General features: G+C 71.3%; 18 protein-coding genes. 12 read left to right on the top strand and 6 right to left on the bottom strand.

Annotation, left to right across the window (positions count from 1 at the left end):
* The first annotated feature begins 157 nt into the window (after window positions 1-157).
* The 8 genes from ABWK59_RS11670 (at window position 158) to era (ending at window position 6,108) form a co-directional block, all read left to right on the top strand.
* Window positions 158-1,276, top strand: coding sequence for a PhoH family protein (locus ABWK59_RS11670; protein ID WP_420492768.1), 1,119 nt, complete (start codon window positions 158-160; stop codon window positions 1,274-1,276).
* A gap of 14 nt (window positions 1,277-1,290) precedes the next feature.
* Window positions 1,291-1,785 carry an rRNA maturation RNase YbeY gene (gene ybeY / locus ABWK59_RS11665; RefSeq protein ID WP_354640280.1) on the top strand — a complete coding sequence of 165 codons (495 nt, stop codon included), beginning with the start codon at window positions 1,291-1,293 and terminating at the stop codon, window positions 1,783-1,785.
* 13 nt (window positions 1,786-1,798) lie between these two features.
* Window positions 1,799-3,142, top strand: a complete 1,344-nt coding sequence (locus tag ABWK59_RS11660) for a hemolysin family protein (protein ID WP_354640278.1) — start codon at window positions 1,799-1,801, stop codon at window positions 3,140-3,142.
* 153 nt (window positions 3,143-3,295) lie between these two features.
* Window positions 3,296-3,526, top strand: a complete 231-nt coding sequence (locus ABWK59_RS11655) for a hypothetical protein (protein WP_354640276.1) — start codon at window positions 3,296-3,298, stop codon at window positions 3,524-3,526.
* A 119-nt stretch (window positions 3,527-3,645) separates the two neighbouring features.
* Window positions 3,646-4,185: a DUF4383 domain-containing protein gene (locus ABWK59_RS11650; protein ID WP_354640275.1), complete on the top strand. Its 540-nt coding sequence runs from the start codon at window positions 3,646-3,648 to the stop codon at window positions 4,183-4,185.
* A gap of 85 nt (window positions 4,186-4,270) precedes the next feature.
* Complete coding sequence (locus tag ABWK59_RS11645) at window positions 4,271-4,624, top strand: cytidine deaminase (protein WP_354640274.1); 354 nt, start codon at window positions 4,271-4,273, stop codon at window positions 4,622-4,624.
* A gap of 162 nt (window positions 4,625-4,786) precedes the next feature.
* The gene (locus ABWK59_RS11640; RefSeq protein WP_354640272.1) at window positions 4,787-4,942 is read left to right on the top strand and encodes a hypothetical protein; all 156 of its coding nucleotides are present in this window, start codon (window positions 4,787-4,789) and stop codon (window positions 4,940-4,942) included.
* A gap of 236 nt (window positions 4,943-5,178) precedes the next feature.
* A complete protein-coding gene (era, locus tag ABWK59_RS11635) occupies window positions 5,179-6,108 on the top strand; it encodes a GTPase Era (protein WP_354640271.1) in 930 nt (309 codons plus the stop codon).
* 95 nt (window positions 6,109-6,203) lie between these two features.
* On the opposite strand, the gene ABWK59_RS11630 is transcribed toward era, so the two are convergent.
* Both ABWK59_RS11630 and ABWK59_RS11625 read right to left on the bottom strand, forming a co-directional pair.
* Window positions 6,204-6,470 (bottom strand): protealysin inhibitor emfourin, encoded by a 267-nt coding sequence (locus tag ABWK59_RS11630; protein ID WP_354640269.1) that lies wholly within the window; start codon window positions 6,468-6,470, stop codon window positions 6,204-6,206.
* Window positions 6,471-6,570: 100 nt separating this feature from the next.
* The gene (locus ABWK59_RS11625) at window positions 6,571-7,590 is read right to left on the bottom strand and encodes a M4 family metallopeptidase (protein ID WP_354640267.1); all 1,020 of its coding nucleotides are present in this window, start codon (window positions 7,588-7,590) and stop codon (window positions 6,571-6,573) included.
* A 456-nt stretch (window positions 7,591-8,046) separates the two neighbouring features.
* On the opposite strand from ABWK59_RS11625, the gene leuA reads away from it, so the two are divergent.
* The 4 genes from leuA (at window position 8,047) to ABWK59_RS11605 (ending at window position 12,789) form a co-directional block, all read left to right on the top strand.
* Complete coding sequence (leuA, locus tag ABWK59_RS11620) at window positions 8,047-9,825, top strand: 2-isopropylmalate synthase (RefSeq protein ID WP_354640265.1); 1,779 nt, start codon at window positions 8,047-8,049, stop codon at window positions 9,823-9,825.
* Window positions 9,826-10,281: 456 nt separating this feature from the next.
* Window positions 10,282-10,947 carry a TerB family tellurite resistance protein gene (locus ABWK59_RS11615; protein WP_354640263.1) on the top strand — a complete coding sequence of 222 codons (666 nt, stop codon included), beginning with the start codon at window positions 10,282-10,284 and terminating at the stop codon, window positions 10,945-10,947.
* A 244-nt stretch (window positions 10,948-11,191) separates the two neighbouring features.
* Entirely contained in the window at window positions 11,192-11,938 is a 747-nt protein-coding gene (gene recO, locus ABWK59_RS11610) for a DNA repair protein RecO (protein WP_354640261.1), read from the top strand.
* 2 nt (window positions 11,939-11,940) lie between these two features.
* Window positions 11,941-12,789, top strand: a complete 849-nt coding sequence (locus ABWK59_RS11605) for an isoprenyl transferase (protein WP_354640259.1) — start codon at window positions 11,941-11,943, stop codon at window positions 12,787-12,789.
* Between the two features lie 140 nt (window positions 12,790-12,929).
* Here the strand turns inward: ABWK59_RS11605 and ABWK59_RS11600 are convergent, their stop codons facing one another.
* The 4 genes from ABWK59_RS11600 to ABWK59_RS11585 are packed head-to-tail and all read right to left on the bottom strand — an operon-like array spanning window position 12,930 to window position 16,238.
* Window positions 12,930-13,340 (bottom strand): Fur family transcriptional regulator, encoded by a 411-nt coding sequence (locus ABWK59_RS11600; RefSeq protein ID WP_354640258.1) that lies wholly within the window; start codon window positions 13,338-13,340, stop codon window positions 12,930-12,932.
* A gap of 35 nt (window positions 13,341-13,375) precedes the next feature.
* Complete coding sequence (locus ABWK59_RS11595) at window positions 13,376-14,299, bottom strand: metal ABC transporter permease (protein WP_420492767.1); 924 nt, start codon at window positions 14,297-14,299, stop codon at window positions 13,376-13,378.
* Window positions 14,296-15,240, bottom strand: coding sequence for a metal ABC transporter ATP-binding protein (locus ABWK59_RS11590; protein WP_354640257.1), 945 nt, complete (start codon window positions 15,238-15,240; stop codon window positions 14,296-14,298). Before ABWK59_RS11590 ends, ABWK59_RS11595 begins: the two co-directional genes overlap by 4 nt.
* Before the next feature lie 17 nt (window positions 15,241-15,257).
* On the bottom strand, window positions 15,258-16,238 hold the full coding sequence (locus tag ABWK59_RS11585; protein WP_354640256.1) for a metal ABC transporter substrate-binding protein: 981 nt from the start codon (window positions 16,236-16,238) through the stop codon (window positions 15,258-15,260).
* Window positions 16,239-16,498 lie beyond the last annotated feature (260 nt).

The following is a 16,498-nucleotide window of genomic DNA, read 5'->3' as shown; positions in this document are numbered from 1 at the left end:
GCTCGCGTCTGCGGGTGATCCGGCAGACCATCGCTGTGACGGACGGGGCGCCGCGCCGCCCCGGCGAACACCCGCGCGGCGTACCCTGGTGACCCGGAGAGCCCGAGCGCCATCACGACACGACGGATTGGGATGAGGCAGGCCGAAGCGCCGACCCATGAGTGACACACCGCAGACCCGACCCAACGGACAGCAGCGCCCCGAAGCGGCGGCCAGCACCCGGATCGTCATTCCGGAGAAGCACCCGATGGTCACCCTGCTGGGCGCGGGCGACTCGCTCCTGCGAGTGATCGAGCGCGGCTTTCCGGACGCCGACATCCACGTCCGGGGCAACGAGGTGACCGCCAGCGGCAGCCGCGCCGAGGTCAAGCTCGTAGAGCAGCTCTTCAACGAGATGATGCTGGTGCTGCGCACCGGCCAACCCCTGACGGAGGACGCCGTGGAGCGTTCCATCGCGATGCTCAGGAGTGCCCAGGACGACCCGGCGCACCCGGCGCCGTCCGAGGTCTTCACGGCGAACATCCTGTCCAACCGGGGCCGCACCATCCGCCCCAAGACCCTCAACCAGCAGCGCTACGTCGACGCGATCGACAAGCACACCATCACCTTCGGCCTCGGTCCGGCCGGCACCGGCAAGACCTACCTGGCGATGGCCAAGGCCGTCCAGGCGCTGCAGGCCAAGGAGGTCAACCGGATCATCCTGACCCGCCCGGCCGTCGAGGCGGGCGAGCGGCTCGGGTTCCTGCCCGGCACCCTCTACGAGAAGATCGACCCGTACCTGCGCCCGCTCTACGACGCGCTGCACGACATGATGGACCCGGACTCCATCCCGCGGCTGATGGCCGCCGGCACCATCGAGGTGGCTCCGCTGGCGTACATGCGCGGCCGCACCCTCAACGACGCCTTCATCATCCTGGACGAGGCCCAGAACACCTCGCCCGAGCAGATCAAGATGTTCCTCACCCGCCTGGGCTTCAACTCCCGGGTGGTGGTCACCGGTGACACCACTCAGATCGACCTGCCCAGCGGCACCAGGAGCGGCCTCAAGGTCGTCCAGGAGATCCTCGCGGACGTCCCCGACATCCACTTCTCCGTCCTGACCAGCACCGACGTGGTCCGCCACAAGCTGGTGAGCCGGATCGTGGACGCCTACGAGCGCTGGGACGCCCAGCAGGAGGCCGACGAGGCCCCCGGCGGCCGCAAGCCCGTCCAGCGCCGACCCGGAAAGCCCGGCGGGCCGCGCGCGCCCCGCCAGTCCCATCGCACCGAAAGCTGAGTCACGAACCCTCCATGTCGATCGACATCGCCAACGAGTCCGGCTGGGACGTCGACGAGGAATCCGTCCTCGACGTCGCCCGCTACGCCCTCGACAAGATGCGGATCCACCCGCAGTCCGAGCTGTCCGTGATCCTGGTGGACAGCGACGCGATGGCGGAGCTGCACGTCCAGTGGATGGACCTGCCCGGCCCCACCGACGTGATGTCCTTCCCGATGGACGAGCTGCGTCCCGGCAAGGAGGGGGAGGAACTCCCGCAGGGCCTGCTCGGCGACATCGTGCTCTGCCCCGAGGTCGCCGAGAAGCAGGGCCAGGAGGCCCCGTCCAAGCACTCCATGGACGAGGAGCTGCAGCTGCTCACCGTCCACGGCGTCCTCCACGTGCTCGGGTACGACCACGAGGAGCCGGAGGAGGAGCGCGAGATGTTCGCGCTGCAGAAGCGGATCCTGGACGGCTGGCGGGCCGGTCGCGGGCTGTCGGGGATCTCCCCGGCGCCGACCACCCACTGAGGGCCGGCCGTCTGTGAGTGGTGAGAGTACGAGCTTCCTGATCGGGGCTCTCCTGCTGGTGGGCCTCGGCTGGCTGGCCGCCTGCGCCGAGGCCGGCATCTCCCGGATCTCCCGGTTCCGCGCCGAGGAGGCAGCCCGGGCCGGCCGGCGCGGCTCCGACCGGCTGCTGGCACTGACCGCGGACTCCATCCGCTACCTCAACCTGGCCACCCTGATCCGGGTGGCCTGCGAGATGGCGGCGGCGGTGCTGGTCACCGTGGTCAGCGTCCGCTCGCTGGACAAGACCTGGCAGGCGGTGCTGCTGGCGATCGGCGTGATGGTGCTGGTCTCCTTCGTCGCCGTCGGCGTCTCGCCACGCACCATCGGCCGCCAGCACCCGCTGACCACGGCCACCGCCGCCTCCTTCGTGCTGCTGCCGCTGGCGCGGATCCTCGGCCCGATCCCGCGGCTGCTGATCCTGCTCGGCAACGCGCTGACCCCCGGCAAGGGGTACAAGGAGGGGCCGTTCGCCTCCGAGGCGGAGCTGCGCGCCCTGGTCGACCTCGCCGAGAAGGACGACCTGATCGAGGACGAGGAGCGCCGCATGGTGCACTCGGTCTTCGAACTGGGCGACACCATCGTCCGCGAGGTGATGGTGCCGCGCACCGACCTGGTGATGATCGAGCGGCACAAGACCGTCCGCCAGACCCTCACCCTGGCGCTGCGCTCCGGCTTCTCCCGGATCCCGGTGGTCGGCGACAACGAGGACGACGTGGTCGGCATCGTCTACCTCAAGGACCTGGTCCGGCGCACCCACGTCAACCGGGACACCGAGTCGGAGCCGGTGGCCGCGGTGATGCGCCCGGCGGTCTTCGTCCCGGACTCCAAGCCGGCCGGCGACCTGCTGCGCGAGATGCAGCAGATGCGCTCGCACGTGGCGATCGTGATCGACGAGTACGGCGGCACCGCCGGCCTGGTCACCATCGAGGACATCCTGGAGGAGATCGTCGGCGAGATCACCGACGAGTACGACCGGGAGATCGCCCCGGTCGAGGACCTCGGGGACGGCTCGTACCGGATCACCGCCCGGCTGCTGGTCGAGGACCTCGGCGAGCTGTTCGGCCTGGAGCTGGCCGACGAGGACGTGGAGACGGTCGGCGGTCTGCTCGCCAAGCACCTGGGGCGGGTGCCGATCCCCGGCTCCTCCTGCGAGATCCCGGTGCCGGACGAGGGCGTGACCGACCTGGTGTCGATCCGGCTCTCGGCGGAGAGCGCGGCCGGCCGCCGCAACCGGATCGGCACCCTGGTCGCCGCCCCCGTCCGGGGCGGCGACGAGGGCGAGGACGTGGAGCGGGAGAGCGAGCAGTCCCGGTCCTGAGGCCGGTGGATCCGTGGACCCGGCGCGGGTGCGCGAGCCCGGCACGTGTTTGGACACCGTGGCCCGGAGGGGGATCCCCTCCGGGCCACGGTGTCCCAGGGGTCGGACGGGTTCCGTTTGACCGCCCACCGGCGGCCTGAAGACCATGAAGGCATGGCACATCAGCTACGCGCGGAGTACGGACCGGCGGGCCGGACCGGCGGGGTGGTCAAGTGGCACGTCGTCCGGGACGGCAACCCGACCGAGGGCATGTGCGGCGCGGACATCGATCCCGACGCCGAGTCGAAGCCCGAGCACCTCTGGGGCACCGGCCTCAGGACCTGCCAGCAGTGCGGTTCCCTCTACATCCACGAGGTGCCGTACCTTCGCGTCGACCAGGGATAGTCGGACCACACGGACAGCCGAACGGCACGGACAGCCGAAGGACACGGATAGCCGACCGACCGCCGGGTACCCGTCGACGGGTACCCGACCACGGATAACCGCCCCCGGGTGGAGGCCCCATGAAACTGCAAGACGAACTGCCCGTCGACCACCGGCTCAGCCAGGTCTACCGGTTCACCGCCGGCCTCGGCGGGGTCTTCCTGGTGGTCTTCGGAATCCTCGGCCTGACCGGGACTCACCCGGGCATCTTCGACACCGAGGGCAAGGAGGTGTTCGGCCTCTCCAGCAACGGCGCGCTGAGCGTGCTGTCGCTCGTCGCCGGCGGCGTGCTGATCATCGGCGCGATCATCGGTGGGAACTTCGCGTCCAACCTCAACATGATCATGGGCCTGCTGTTCATCCTGGCCGGCTTCGTCGGGCTGATGGTGCTCGACAGCAGCGCCAACCGGCTGGCCTTCCAGATCTCCAACGTGATCTTCAGCTTCGTCTTCGGCTTCGCGGTGGTGACCTTCGGCATGTACGGCAGAGTGAGCAGCCACCTGCCGCACGACAACCCGTACTGGCGCAAGCGCCACGAGAAGCCGGACGAGCTGCCCTCCGGTCCGCCCACGTTCGTCAAGGTGCTCCGGCCGGGGCCGCCGAGGCCGACCGGGCACTGACCTTCCGACCCGCCGGTGGGCCGGGTCGTCGCGGGAACGGAACACCGCGACGCCCCGGTCCACCGGACGCCTATGCTCAGGGCCCATGAGTGAGCTGACTGACGTGGACCCCGAGGACAAGAAGATCATCACGCTGGCGCGTTCGGCCCGCGCCCGCAACGGCGTGCCCGAGGGCGCCGCCGTACGCGACGAGACCGGCCGTACCTACGTGGCCGGCACGGTGGCCCTGGAGTCGCTGCGGCTCAGCGCCCTGCAGACCGCCGTCGCCATGGCCGTGGCCAGCGGCGCCAAGGGCCTGGAGGCCGCCGCCGTGGTGACCGAGGCCGGGGAGCCGGCCGAGGCCGACCTGGCCGCCGTGCGGGACCTGGGCGGCGCCGGGACCCCGGTACTGCTGGCCGGACCGGACGGGGTCCTGCGGCTGCGCGCCGAGGCGCGCTGAGGCGCTTCCGGAGCTGTTCGAGGTCCCCCGGTGTGCGGTGGTACCCCGCAGGCCGGGGTACCGCGCCGGCAGGGTTACCGCGCTGGGGTACCACGCCCCGGTCGCCGGGTGGGGCGGACGGTAGCCTGACCCCGGACCGTGCGGACCGGGGAGGGGCCGACGATGGGGGTGCTGGCGTTCTTCGCCGGGCTGCTGCTGACCGTGATGGGGCTGGGGCGCTGGAAGGAGACCGGCTCACCGTGGTGGCTGGCCGGCTCGCTGACGCTGCTGGTGCTGGTCCTGGTGGGCGGGCTGACCGGCGGGAAGAAGCAGGGCTGAGCGGCGGGAAGAAGCAGGGCTGAGCGGCGGGAAGAAGCAGGGCTGAGCGGCGGGAGGAAGCAGGGCTGAGCCGGGGCCGCGTCCGGATCGGGGACCGCGTCCGGGGCCGTGCCCTCGCCGTGCCCTGGCTGCGACCGTGTCGGCGCGGAGGTCGTGGTGGCGGGGTGCGGAGGCCGGCGGCGGCGTGGTCGTACGGGTTGTCGGTGCGGCTTCGATGATCAGGGAGAATGGTGGGCATGAATGCCCCTTCCTCCCCGTACCGCTCCGGGTTCGCGTGCTTCGTCGGCCGTCCCAACGCGGGCAAGTCGACCCTGACCAACGCCCTGGTCGGGACGAAGGTCGCGATCACCTCCGACCGTCCGCAGACCACCCGGCACACGGTGCGCGGCATCGTCCACCGCCCGGACGCCCAGCTCGTCCTGGTCGACACCCCCGGCCTGCACAAGCCTCGCACCCTGCTCGGTGAGCGGCTCAACGACCTGGTCCGCAGCACCTGGGCGGAGGTCGACGTGATCGGCTTCTGCCTGCCCGCCGACCAGAAGATCGGCCCCGGCGACCGGTTCATCGCCAAGGAACTCGCCGAGATCAAGAAGACCCCCAAGGTCGCCGTCGTCACCAAGACCGACCTGGTCGACTCCAAGCGACTCGCCGAGCAGCTGATCGCCGTGCATCAGATGGGCGCCGAACTCGGCATCGAGTGGGCCGAGATCATCCCGGTGTCGGCGGTGGGGGACAAGCAGGTCGCCCTGGTCGGCGAGCTGATCACCAAGCTGCTCCCCGAGGGCCAGCCGCTCTACCCGGACGGCGACCTCACCGACGAGCCCGAGCAGATCATGGTCGCGGAGCTGATCCGCGAGGCCGCGCTGGAGGGCGTCCGGGACGAGCTGCCGCACTCGCTCGCGGTGGTGGTCGAGGAGATGATCCCGCGCGAGGGCCGGCCGGCCGACCGCCCGCTGCTGGACATCCACGCCAACGTCTTCATCGAGCGGCAGAGCCAGAAGGCCATCGTCATCGGCGCCCGGGGTTCCCGCCTCAAGCACGTCGGCACCACGGCCCGCAAGCATATCGAGGCGTTGCTGGGCACGCCGGTCTACCTCGACCTCCACGTCAAGGTCGCCAAGGACTGGCAGCGCGACCCCAAGCAGCTGCGGAAGCTGGGCTTCTGACGGCCGCTCGGGCCGGCCCGACTGCTCGGCGGGCCCGGCCCTGCTGTCGGGCGGCCGGACTGTCAGACGGCCGGGTGGCCCTCGGGGCTGCCCGGCTAGGCCCCCTCGCGGAGGACGAGACTCACCAACTCCCTTTGGGAGTCGGTGAGTTTCGGGTCCGCGCAGTAGACCGTGCGGCCGTCGACGGTGATCTCGTAGTGGAAGCCGTCCGGCACCCCGTAGGAGGGCGCGCGCAGGCCGCCGGCCACCGCCTCACGGGCGAGCGCGTGCACGTGCGGCGCGTCGCGGCGATCGGCGGTGTCCAACTCGGCGTGCCGGACGAGGCCGGCGATCCCACCGGTCCGGGTCACCTGGATACGCATGGTTGTCAGTGTGCTACGCACCGATCGGCTTTGCCGAGTCTTTTCACAGACTCCACGCAGCGCCGCAGGTGTACCGCCCGGTAGCACGCGACCTCCGGTGTCACGTGCTCCGGATCCCCACCCGGGACCACGCCTCGGTGACCGCGTCCGGGACCTCGCCCTCGCCGAATCTGGTCCGGGCCGCCGCCACGGTGGCCCGGGCGAACGCCGCGAACCCGGTGTTCGGGGCCAGGTCGCCCGAGGTCAGCGTGTCGTACCAGATCCGCCCGGCCCGCTCCCAGGCGTGGCCGCCGAGCGCGGTGGCCAGCAGCTGGAAGGCGTGGTTGGGGATCCCGGAGTTGATGTGCACCCCGCCGTTGTCCCGCCGGGTCCGCACGTAGCCGTCGAAGTGGCCGGGCTGCGGGTCCTTGCCGAGCCGGGGGTCGTCGTACGCCGTGCCCGGCGCCTTCATCGAGCGGAGCGCGACCCCGCGGACGCCCGGGGCGAGCAGTCCGGCGCCGATCAGCCAGTCCGCCTCCTCGGCGGTCTGCCCGAGCGCGTACTGCCGGACCAGCGAGCCGAACACGTCGGAGACCGACTCGTTGAGCGCGCCGGACTGGTTTATGTACTCCAGCCCCGCCGTGTACTGCGTGACGCCGTGGGCGAGTTCGTGCCCGATGACGTCCAGGCAGCTGGTGAAGTCGACGAAGATCTCGCCGTCGCCGTCACCGAAGACCATCCGGTTGCCGTCCCAGAAGGCGTTGTCGTAGTCCCGCCCGTAGTGGACGGTGGCGTCCAGCGGCAGGTAGGCGTCGTCGATGGAGTGCCGGCCGAAGACCTCGTCGTACAGCGCGAAGGTGGCGCCGAGTCCGTCGTACGCGCGGTCCACGGAGGCGTCGGCGTCGCCCGCGCCGCCCTCGGTCCGGACGGTGCGGCCCGGGAGCCGCTCGTCGTGCTCGGCGTCGCAGACGGTACGGCTGAGGCGCGGCGCCGGTTCGCGCGGTTCCGGGGGGAGGAGGCGGGCCTGGCGGTGGACGGCGTCCAGGACGAGGGAGCGCCGCGCGGCCCCGTGACCCTGCTCGGCGAGCCGGTCGAGGACGTACGGCGGAACGATCGCGCAGTGTCCTATGGCGGGAGTCATGTCGCCCAGGGTGGCGCATCGATGACCCGTTGTCATGAGGGCGTCGCGAAGATGTTCGAGCGGCTCGGCGGCGGCGTGGTGGCGGCGTGGTGGCGGCGGGGCGGCGGGGCGTTGGCGGCGCGGTGGTTCGCGATGGCGGTGCGTTGGCGTCGGTGTTGGCGTCGGTGTCGGCGTCGGGAAGTGGAGGCGTCTCACGACGTGGAATCGTGGCGCGGTTCACTTCGTGTGCCCGGAGGGCTGGGTTACGCTGGGGAGCATCATGCGTTACGGGCTGCTTCTTCTTAGCTGCCGCGGCGAGGGCCTGTAGTCCACGAAGGCCGGCTCCCTTGCCGCGGGGAGTTGTGGTGCACGCAGATCACGATGCGGCGCATTCAGTCGGCCCAGTCGGGCGCCCCCAGTGGAGTGTGGCGATCCCGACCGTAGACCGCCATCGACAGGGAAGCCGAGAGCCCACCCATGACCGAGCAGTCGTCCGTCGCCCGCGCGTTCAACGACCGTCCCACCCCGATCACCGCCGCCTCCGTCCGGCAGCAGCCCTCCGGAATGCCGTTCCACCGGTACGTACCCTTCGGCACCGTCGACCTGCCGGACCGCACCTGGCCGAGCCAGGTCATCACCAAGGCGCCGCGCTGGCTGTCCACCGACCTGCGGGACGGCAACCAGGCGCTGATCGACCCGATGTCGCCCGCCCGCAAGCGCAAGATGTTCGACCTGCTGGTGAAGATGGGCTACAAGGAGATCGAGGTCGGCTTCCCCTCCTCCGGCGCCACCGACTTCAACTTCGTGCGCTCCCTGATCGAGGAGGGCGCGATCCCCGAGGACGTCACCATCTCGGTGCTGACCCAGGCCCGCGAGGACCTGATCGAGCGCACCGTGGAGTCCCTGAAGGGTGCCGCGCGGGCCACCGTCCACCTGTACAACGCGACCTCCCCGCTGTTCCGCCGGGTGGTGTTCAAGGGCAGCAAGGACGACATCAAGGCGATCGCCGCCGACGGCACCCGCCTGGTGATGGAGTACGCCGACAAGATCCTGGGCGAGGACACCGTCTTCGGCTACGAGTACTCGCCCGAGATCTTCATCGACACCGAGCTGGACTTCGCCCTGGAGGTCTGCGAGGCGGTGATGGACGTCTGGCAGCCGGGTGAGGGCCGCGAGATCATCCTGAACCTGCCGACCACGGTCGAGCGCTCCACCCCGAACGTCTACGCCGACAAGATCGAGTGGATGTCGCGGAACCTGTCCCGCCGCGAGTTCGTCTGCCTGTCCACCCACCCGCACAACGACCGCGGCACCGGCGTGGCCTCCGCCGAGCTGGCCGTGATGGCCGGCGCCGACCGCGTCGAGGGCTGCCTGTTCGGCCAGGGCGAGCGCACCGGCAACCTGGACCTGGTCAACGTCGGCATGAACCTGTTCTCGCAGGGCGTCGACCCGATGATCGACTTCTCCGACATCGACGAGATCCGCCGCACCGCCGAGTACTGCAACCAGATGCCGGTGCCCGAGCGCCACCCCTACGCCGGCGACCTGGTGTACACCTCCTTCTCCGGGTCGCACCAGGACGCGATCAAGAAGGGCTTCGACGCGCTGGAGGTCGACGCCAAGGCCGCCGGGGTCCCGGTCGAGGACTACACCTGGGGCGTCCCGTACCTGCCGATCGACCCCAAGGACGTCGGCCGCAGCTACGAGGCGGTCATCCGGGTCAACAGCCAGTCCGGCAAGGGCGGCATCGCGTACGTCCTGAAGAACGACCACAAGCTGGACCTGCCGCGCCGGATGCAGATCGAGTTCTCGCGGATCATCCAGGCCAAGACCGACGCCGAGGGCGGCGAGGTCACCCCGGGCGACATCTGGGCCGTCTTCCAGGACGAGTACCTGCCCACCCCGGAGAACCCGTGGGGCCGGATCGCGCTGAGCGGCTCCCGCAGCCTGACCACCGAGGACGGCCGGGACGTACTGTCCACCGAGGCCGTGGTGGACGGGCGGCCGACCGTCCTGAACGGCACCGGCAACGGCCCGGTCTCCGCCTTCGTCAACGCCCTGGCCGGGATCGGCGTGGACGTCCGCGTCCTGGACTATGCCGAGCACGCGCTGAGCGAGGGCGGCGACGCCCAGGCCGCCGCGTACGTCGAGTGCGCGGTCGAGGGCAAGGTGCTGTGGGGCGTGGGCATCGACGCCAACACCGTGCTGGCCTCGCTGAAGGCGCTGGTGAGCGCCGTCAACCGGTCGCAGCGGTAGGCGGTCACCGCTCCGAGGGCAGTGTTCTGAGGTTCTGAGGTCATCGTTCTGACGGGGAGTCACCTGTGCGGGTGGCTCCCCGTCGGCGTGCCCGGGGCTGGGGTTGAGACGGTCGGGGCGGGGGCGGGGGCGGGGGCCGGGGCCGGGGGTGGCGTCGGAGTCGGGTCGGACTGGGTTGGGTTGGGTGGGGTTGAGGTGGGCGGGGCTGGGGGAGTGGACGGAGTGGTGGTGGGGTCCGGCTGGGGGGCGGGTCGGGGGTCGGCTGCGGAATTGCTCTGCAGTGTGGCCCGCGTCACAAAAATTCCCGCCGGCACCCGTTCGGGGTGCTGACACGTGCTGGTAACCGTGGCAACATCGACGCACCGGATTCGGGGTCGGCGGGACGGCCTCCGGGATCCGGTCACGTGACCTGCCCGCCGAAGTGCAGGCCGTCTGCCATGTCTGGGGAGTGGCGCCGTGACAGGGTTGTGGGGAGTCCGCCCTCGCTGGCGGACGGATGTTCTCGGTGAGTTCTTCTGCCCCGGCTGCGGCGGGGACCGCAACTACCGCCGCCAGCACGGCCGCCGGTGGCTGCGCCTGCTCGGCACCCCGGTGCTGCCGCTCGGGCCGGTGGTCCGCAGCGTGCAGTGCACCAACTGCCGCGGCCGGTACGGGCTCGACGCTCTGGAGCAGCTGACCTGCGTCCGGCTCGGCGCGATGCTCCGCGACGCCCAGTACACCGTCGCCCTCGCCGCTCTGGCGGCGGGCGGCACCGGCAGCCGGGCCGGGCGGGACGCCGCCTGCGCGGTGATCCGCGAGGCCGGCTTCGAGGACTGCGGCGAGGCCCAGGTGCTGGCCGCACTGGCCGCGCTCTCCGGCCACGGCGGCGGCGAGCCGATGGACGTGGACGGCGCCGCCAGCGGACTCGCCGTCGAGCTGCACGCCGCCCTGGAACCGCTCGCCCCGCACCTCGCCCAGCAGGGGCGCGAGCGCCTGATCACCCAGGGCGCCTGGGTGGCCCTCGCCGACGGGCGGTACCTGCCGCAGGAGCGCGCGGCGCTGGCCGTGATCGGCCGCTGTCTCAAGCTCTCCGCGACCCGGGTCGACGAACTGCTGGAAGCGGCGACCAGCACGCCGCGCTGAGGTCCCCCGAGCCGGGCCCGACTCCCCCTCCCGGGCCCGCCGTACCCCGCACCGAGCGTCCTCCCCCACACCCCGGTGCGGGCTCACGGCTGCGCGGCGGGGTGCGGGGCGGGCTCCGCGGGCCCCGGCCGGCCGAGTGACCGCCCCCGCGGTGTTCCTCCGGCCCCCGATGGTCTGCCCGATGGGACCGGTTGCTCCGGCGGTCGCCCCGGTCGTCGGTGCCCTGGGGGAGAATGGCTCCACCATGAGTCTCTTCCGCGACGACGGCATCGTGCTCCGCACCCAGAAGCTCGGCGAAGCCGACCGCATCATCACGCTGCTGACCCGCCAGCACGGCAAGGTCCGCGCGGTGGCCCGCGGTGTCCGCCGTACGAAGTCGAAGTTCGGCGCGCGCCTGGAGCCGTTCTCCCACGTCGACGTGCAGTTCTTCAGCCGCGGCTCGGAGCTCGTGAGCCGTACCCTCCCGCTCTGCACCCAGGTCGAGACGATCGCGCCGTACGGCGCCCCCATCGTCGCCGACTACGCCCGCTACACCGCCGGCACGGCGATGCTGGAGACGGCGGAACGGTTCGCCGAGAACGAGGGCCAGCCGGCCGTCCAGCAGTACCTCCTCCTGGTCGGCGGGCTCCGGACGCTCGCCGCCGGCCTGCACGAGCCGCACCTGGTGATGGACGCCTTCCTGCTGCGCTCGCTGGCCGTCAACGGGTACGGCGCCAGCTTCACCGACTGTGCGAAGTGCGGGCTGCCCGGTCCCAACCGGTTCTTCTCGCTCCAGGCGGGCGGCGTTCTCTGTGTCGACTGCCGGGTTCCCGGAAGTGCCGTACCCTCCCCTGAGACACTGGTACTGCTCGGTGCACTGCTGTCCGGGGACTGGGAGACGGCGGATGCCTGCGAGTCGAGGTACTGGCGCGAAGGCAGCGGGCTGGTGGCCGCCTATCTGCAATGGCACCTGGAGCGGGGCATCCGCTCGATGAGATACGTGGAGAAGTGAGCATGGCAGGGCGACGGCTATTCGGCAGCAAGCAGCGGGAGTACCGGACCCCGGACCCGCACCCGACCGGCGCGCGGCCGCCGAAGATCCCCGGCGATCTGGTGCCGAACCACGTCGCGGTGGTCATGGACGGCAACGGCCGCTGGGCCAAGGAGCGCGGCCTGCCCCGGACCGAGGGCCACCGGGTCGGCGAGGGCGTCGTGCTGGACGTGCTCAAGGGCTGCCTCGAGGTCGGCGTGAAGAACCTCTCGCTGTACGCCTTCTCCACCGAGAACTGGAAGCGCTCCCCGGACGAGGTGCGCTTCCTGATGAACTTCAACCGGGACGTCATCCGCCGCCGCCGTGACGAGATGGACGCGCTCGGCATCCGCATCCGCTGGGCCGGCCGCATGCCCAAGATGTGGAAGAGCGTGGTCCAGGAGCTCCAGATCGCCCAGGAGCAGACCAAGGACAACGACGCGATGACGCTGTACTTCTGCGTCAACTACGGTGGCCGGGCCGAGATCGCGGACGCCGCCCAGGCCATCGCCCGGGAGGTGGCCGCCGGCCGGCTGGACCCGAAGAAGGTCAACGAGAAGACCTTCGCCAAGTACCTCTACTACCCCGACATGCCGGACGTGGACCTCTTCCTGCGGCCCAGCGGCGAGCAGCGCACCTCCAACTTCCTGGCCTGGCAGTCCGCGTACGCGGAGTTCGTGTTCCAGGACGTGCTCTGGCCGGACTTCGACCGTCGCGACCTGTGGCGGGCCTGCGAGCAGTACGCGATGCGGGACCGCCGCTTCGGCGGCGCGATCCCCAACGACATCGCCAATGCCGCCGCCAACGCCGCCGAGGTGCCGTCGCAGCGCTGAGGAACCTGTCGGGCGCCCCGGGAGTCCGGGGCGTCCGGGGTGCGGAAAGGGCCCGGGTGGTGAACCCGGGCCCTTTCCATACTTTGGAGTGCTTGGTGCGCTTGGTGTGCTCGGTGCGCCTGGTGTGCTCGCGGGCCTTCTCAGGCCTTCTTCGCGCACTCGGCGCAGGTGCCGAAGATCTCCAGCGTGTGCGCGATGTCGCTGAACCCGTGCTCGGCCGCCACCGCGCTGGCCCAGCGCTCCACCGCCGGACCTTCGACCTCCACCGTGGCACCGCAGTGGCGGCAGACCAGGTGGTGGTGGTGCCCGCTGCTGCAGCGCCGGTACACGGCCTCGCCGTCGGCGGTGCGCAGCACGTCGACCTCACCGGCGTCGGCGAGCGACTGCAGGGTGCGGTAGACGGTGGTCAGACCGACCGAGTCGCCCCGGTGCTTCAGCAGGTCGTGCAGCTCCTGGGCGCTGCGGAAGTCCGCGATCTCGTCCAGGACCGCCGAGACGGCGGCACGCTGCCGAGTCGATCGGGCGCGCGGCGACGGGCCTGCGGTGGTCACCGTGGGTCCTCCTGGTGCTCGGGTGCTGTCGCACCTCATTGTGCCAGCCCCCGAGTTGCCGCCGGATCCTCCGTGCGGCGGGGATCGGTCTGCTCCGGAAGGACCACGTCGCACACCGCGGGACCGCTCTCCGGCGAGCCGCGGTGCCGTCGGCGGGCCAGCGGGGTGGCGATGGTGGCGAACGCCGCGAAGGCCGCGATGGCCAGCAGCACGATGGCCGGGCCGGAGGGCACATCGGCCTCGAAGGACCCGGCGACGCCCAGCACCGCCACGGTGACGCCGAGGCCCACGGCGGCGGCCTGGGTCGCGGCGAAGGACCGGGTGAGCTGCTGGGCCGCCGCCACCGGTACCACCATCAGCGCGCTGACCAGCAGCAGGCCGACCACCCGCATCGCCACCGTGACGGTGACCGCCGCCATCACGGCGAGCAGCAGGTTGAGCAGCCGGACGGGGATCCCGGTGACCCGGGCGAACTCCTCGTCCTGGCAGATCGCGAACAGCTGGCGGCGCAGCCCGAAGGTGACCGCGATGACGATCGCGGCGAGCACCGCGATGACCGTCAGGTCCTCGGGCGAGACGGTGAGGATGGAGCCCCAGAGGTAGCTCTCCAGGCTGCCGTTGCCGGTCTGGGCGCTCATGCTGACCAGCAGCTTCCCGCACGCCATGCCGCCGTAGAAGAGCATGGCGAGGGCGATGTCGCCGCGCTGGTTGCCGCGCGAGCGGACCAGCTCCATGACGATCGCGCCGGCGATGCAGACCACCACCGCCATCCAGACCGGGCTGGTCTGGAACACGAAGCCGAGGCCGACGCCCGTGAGGGCGACATGGCCGATGCCGTCACCCATCAGGGCCTGTCGGCGCTGCACCAGGTAGATGCCGACGGCCGGTGCGGTGATGCCGACCAGCACGGCGGCGATCAGGGCCCGCTGCATGAAGTCGTACTGGAACATCTCGGTCATGCCAGCAGTCCCTGGGTGTGGTGGTCGTCCGCGTGCGGGTGGACGTGGTCGTGGCCGGGCAGCGCGTGCTGGCCGACGCTCTCGGGCGGCGGGCCGTCGTGCGCCACGCAGCCGTCGCGGAGTACCACGGCCCGGTCGATCAGCGGCTCCAGCGGTCCGAGTTCGTGCAGGACGAGGAGGACGGCGCAGCCGCGCTCGACCTCCCGGCGCAGGGTGTCGGCGAGCACCTGCTGGCTCTCCAGGTCTACTCCCGCCATCGGCTCGTCCATGATCAGCAGGTCGGGCTTGCCGACCAGGGCGCGGGCGATCAGCACCCGCTGGTGCTGGCCGCCGGAGAGGTCGGCCACGCCGTCGCGGGCCCGGTCCAGCATGCCGACCGAGGCCAGCGCCCGGTCCACGGCGGCGCGGTCCCGGCGGCGGAAGGGGAGGAGGCGGTGCTGCGGCAGCCGTCCGGTGGAGACGACCTCGCGCACCGTGGCGGGGACCCCGCTCGCCGCGGTGGTCCGCTGCGGGACGTACCCGATGCGGCGCCAGTCGCGGAACCGGTTGAACGGCGTGCCGAACAGCTCCAGCCGGCCATGGTCGAGTGGCACGGACCCGATCACCGACTTCACGGTGGTGGACTTGCCGGAACCGTTGGCGCCGAGCAGCGCCACCACCTCGCCCTGCCGCACCCGCAGGTCGACCCCGCGCAGGACGGGACGGCCGCCGACCGAGGCCACCGCGCCGCGCAGGCTGACGGCGGCGGTGGGGTCGGGCAGGGTGGTGTGGCCGGGCAGGGTGGTGTGGGCGGCGGGGGTGTTTCGCGCGGACAGGTCCGTCTGGCCGGACGGATCTGTCTGGTCGGTCTGGGTGGCTTGTGTGGCTTGGGTGGTCTGTGGGGCCTGGTCGGTCTGATGGGCCTGGGCGGTCTGGCCGGCCTGGGGGAGGGCGGAGCTCATGTCGTCGCGGTGTCCCGTCAGCTGGTGGCGCCGAGCGCGGCCTGCAGGTTGGTGAGGTTCTGCTTCATGATCGAGAAGTAGTCGTCCTTGGCCGGGTCCTTGACCCCCTCCAGGGGGTCGAGGACGGCCGTCTTGAGGCCGAGGTCCTTGGCGACGGTCTCGGCGAGCTTGGGGCTGACCAGGGTCTCGAAGAAGACCGTGTTGACGCCGTGCGCCTTGGCGGCCTTCTGGATCCCGGTCAGCCGTGCGGGGGTGGGTTCGGAGTCCGGGTCGACGCCGTTGACGGCGATCTGCGTCAGGCCGTAGTGCTCGGCGAGGTAGCCGAAGGCGGCGTGGCTGGTGACGAAGGACTTGGTGGCGGAACCCTTCAAGCCCGCCTGGAACTCCGCGTCCAGGGCGGTGAGCCGGGCGACCAGGTCGTCGGTGTTCTTCTGGTAGTCGGCGGCGTGGGCCGGGTCGGCCTCGGCGAACTCGGCACCTACGGCCTTGGCGACGGCCGCGTAGCGGGTCGGGTCCAGCCAGAGGTGCGGGTCGCCGCCCTCGTGGGCGTGGCTCTCGTGGGTGTCGTTCCCGTGGGCGTGGCCGGCGTGGTCCTCGGTGCTCTCGCCGGCCTCCTCCGCGCTGTGCTCCTCCAGTGGGGACACGGCGGCCGCGTCGACCACGTGCTTGGACTTGGACTGGGCGACGGCCTTGTCGACGGTGGGCTGCAGGCCCTTGAGGTAGAGCACGGCACCGGCGGTCTGGACCCTGCCGACCTGCTTGGCGGTCAGCTCCAGGTCGTGCGGCTCGACACCGGCGGCCGTGAGGTCGGTGACCGCGACGTGCTCGCCGCCGATCTGCGAGGCGAGGAACTCCATCGGGTAGAAGGACGCCACGACCTTCAGCCGGCCGCTGCCGTCCTGGGCGCTGCTGGTGCCACCGCAGGCGGTGAGGGTGAGAGCGCCGGTCAGGACGGTGGCGGTCAGGGCTATGGAGGTCGATGGGCGCCGGATCTTCATGACAACCATTCTCATCTTATCTGGAAATGATTGTCAACTTGCTTCGGGGTGCGCGAGCGGGACTCGGGGGTGCGAGCGGGTGGAGTGCGAGGGTGCGAGCGGGCGGAGCGCGGGGGTGTGAGCGGGTGGAAGAGGCGGATCGGTGAGGAGCCGGTGGTGAAGGGGCGAGAGCGCCGCAGGTGGCGATACCAGGGTGAATCTCGGCCCGGCTGCCCGGTAACCTGAGGTATTCGGGTGCGTGCAACCAGCCGTGCCTGTCC

The organism is Kitasatospora sp. HUAS MG31, from assembly GCF_040571325.1.
GTDB classification, from domain to species: domain Bacteria; phylum Actinomycetota; class Actinomycetes; order Streptomycetales; family Streptomycetaceae; genus Kitasatospora; species Kitasatospora camelliae.
Note: the sequence above shows the minus strand (reverse complement) of the source record. Positions and strands in the feature narration are given on the sequence as shown.

Excerpts from the sequence above, each read along its gene's own strand:
- ABWK59_RS11655 (WP_354640276.1), top strand. The coding sequence starts at position 3,296 with ATGGCACATCAGCTACGCGCGGAGTACGGACCGGCGGGCCGGACCGGC.
- ybeY (WP_354640280.1), top strand. The coding sequence starts at position 1,291 with ATGTCGATCGACATCGCCAACGAGTCCGGCTGGGACGTCGACGAGGAA.
- ABWK59_RS11605 (WP_354640259.1), top strand. The coding sequence starts at position 11,941 with ATGGCAGGGCGACGGCTATTCGGCAGCAAGCAGCGGGAGTACCGGACC.
- recO (WP_354640261.1), top strand. The coding sequence starts at position 11,192 with ATGAGTCTCTTCCGCGACGACGGCATCGTGCTCCGCACCCAGAAGCTC.
- ABWK59_RS11595 (WP_420492767.1), bottom strand. The coding sequence starts at position 14,299 with ATGACCGAGATGTTCCAGTACGACTTCATGCAGCGGGCCCTGATCGCC.
- ABWK59_RS11625 (WP_354640267.1), bottom strand. The coding sequence starts at position 7,590 with ATGACTCCCGCCATAGGACACTGCGCGATCGTTCCGCCGTACGTCCTC.
- ABWK59_RS11645 (WP_354640274.1), top strand. The coding sequence starts at position 4,271 with ATGAGTGAGCTGACTGACGTGGACCCCGAGGACAAGAAGATCATCACG.
- ABWK59_RS11650 (WP_354640275.1), top strand. The coding sequence starts at position 3,646 with ATGAAACTGCAAGACGAACTGCCCGTCGACCACCGGCTCAGCCAGGTC.
- ABWK59_RS11590 (WP_354640257.1), bottom strand. The coding sequence starts at position 15,240 with ATGAGCTCCGCCCTCCCCCAGGCCGGCCAGACCGCCCAGGCCCATCAG.
- ABWK59_RS11630 (WP_354640269.1), bottom strand. The coding sequence starts at position 6,470 with ATGCGTATCCAGGTGACCCGGACCGGTGGGATCGCCGGCCTCGTCCGG.
- ABWK59_RS11585 (WP_354640256.1), bottom strand. The coding sequence starts at position 16,238 with ATGAAGATCCGGCGCCCATCGACCTCCATAGCCCTGACCGCCACCGTC.
- ABWK59_RS11640 (WP_354640272.1), top strand. The coding sequence starts at position 4,787 with ATGGGGGTGCTGGCGTTCTTCGCCGGGCTGCTGCTGACCGTGATGGGG.
- ABWK59_RS11670 (WP_420492768.1), top strand. The coding sequence starts at position 158 with ATGAGTGACACACCGCAGACCCGACCCAACGGACAGCAGCGCCCCGAA.
- era (WP_354640271.1), top strand. The coding sequence starts at position 5,179 with ATGAATGCCCCTTCCTCCCCGTACCGCTCCGGGTTCGCGTGCTTCGTC.
- leuA (WP_354640265.1), top strand. The coding sequence starts at position 8,047 with ATGACCGAGCAGTCGTCCGTCGCCCGCGCGTTCAACGACCGTCCCACC.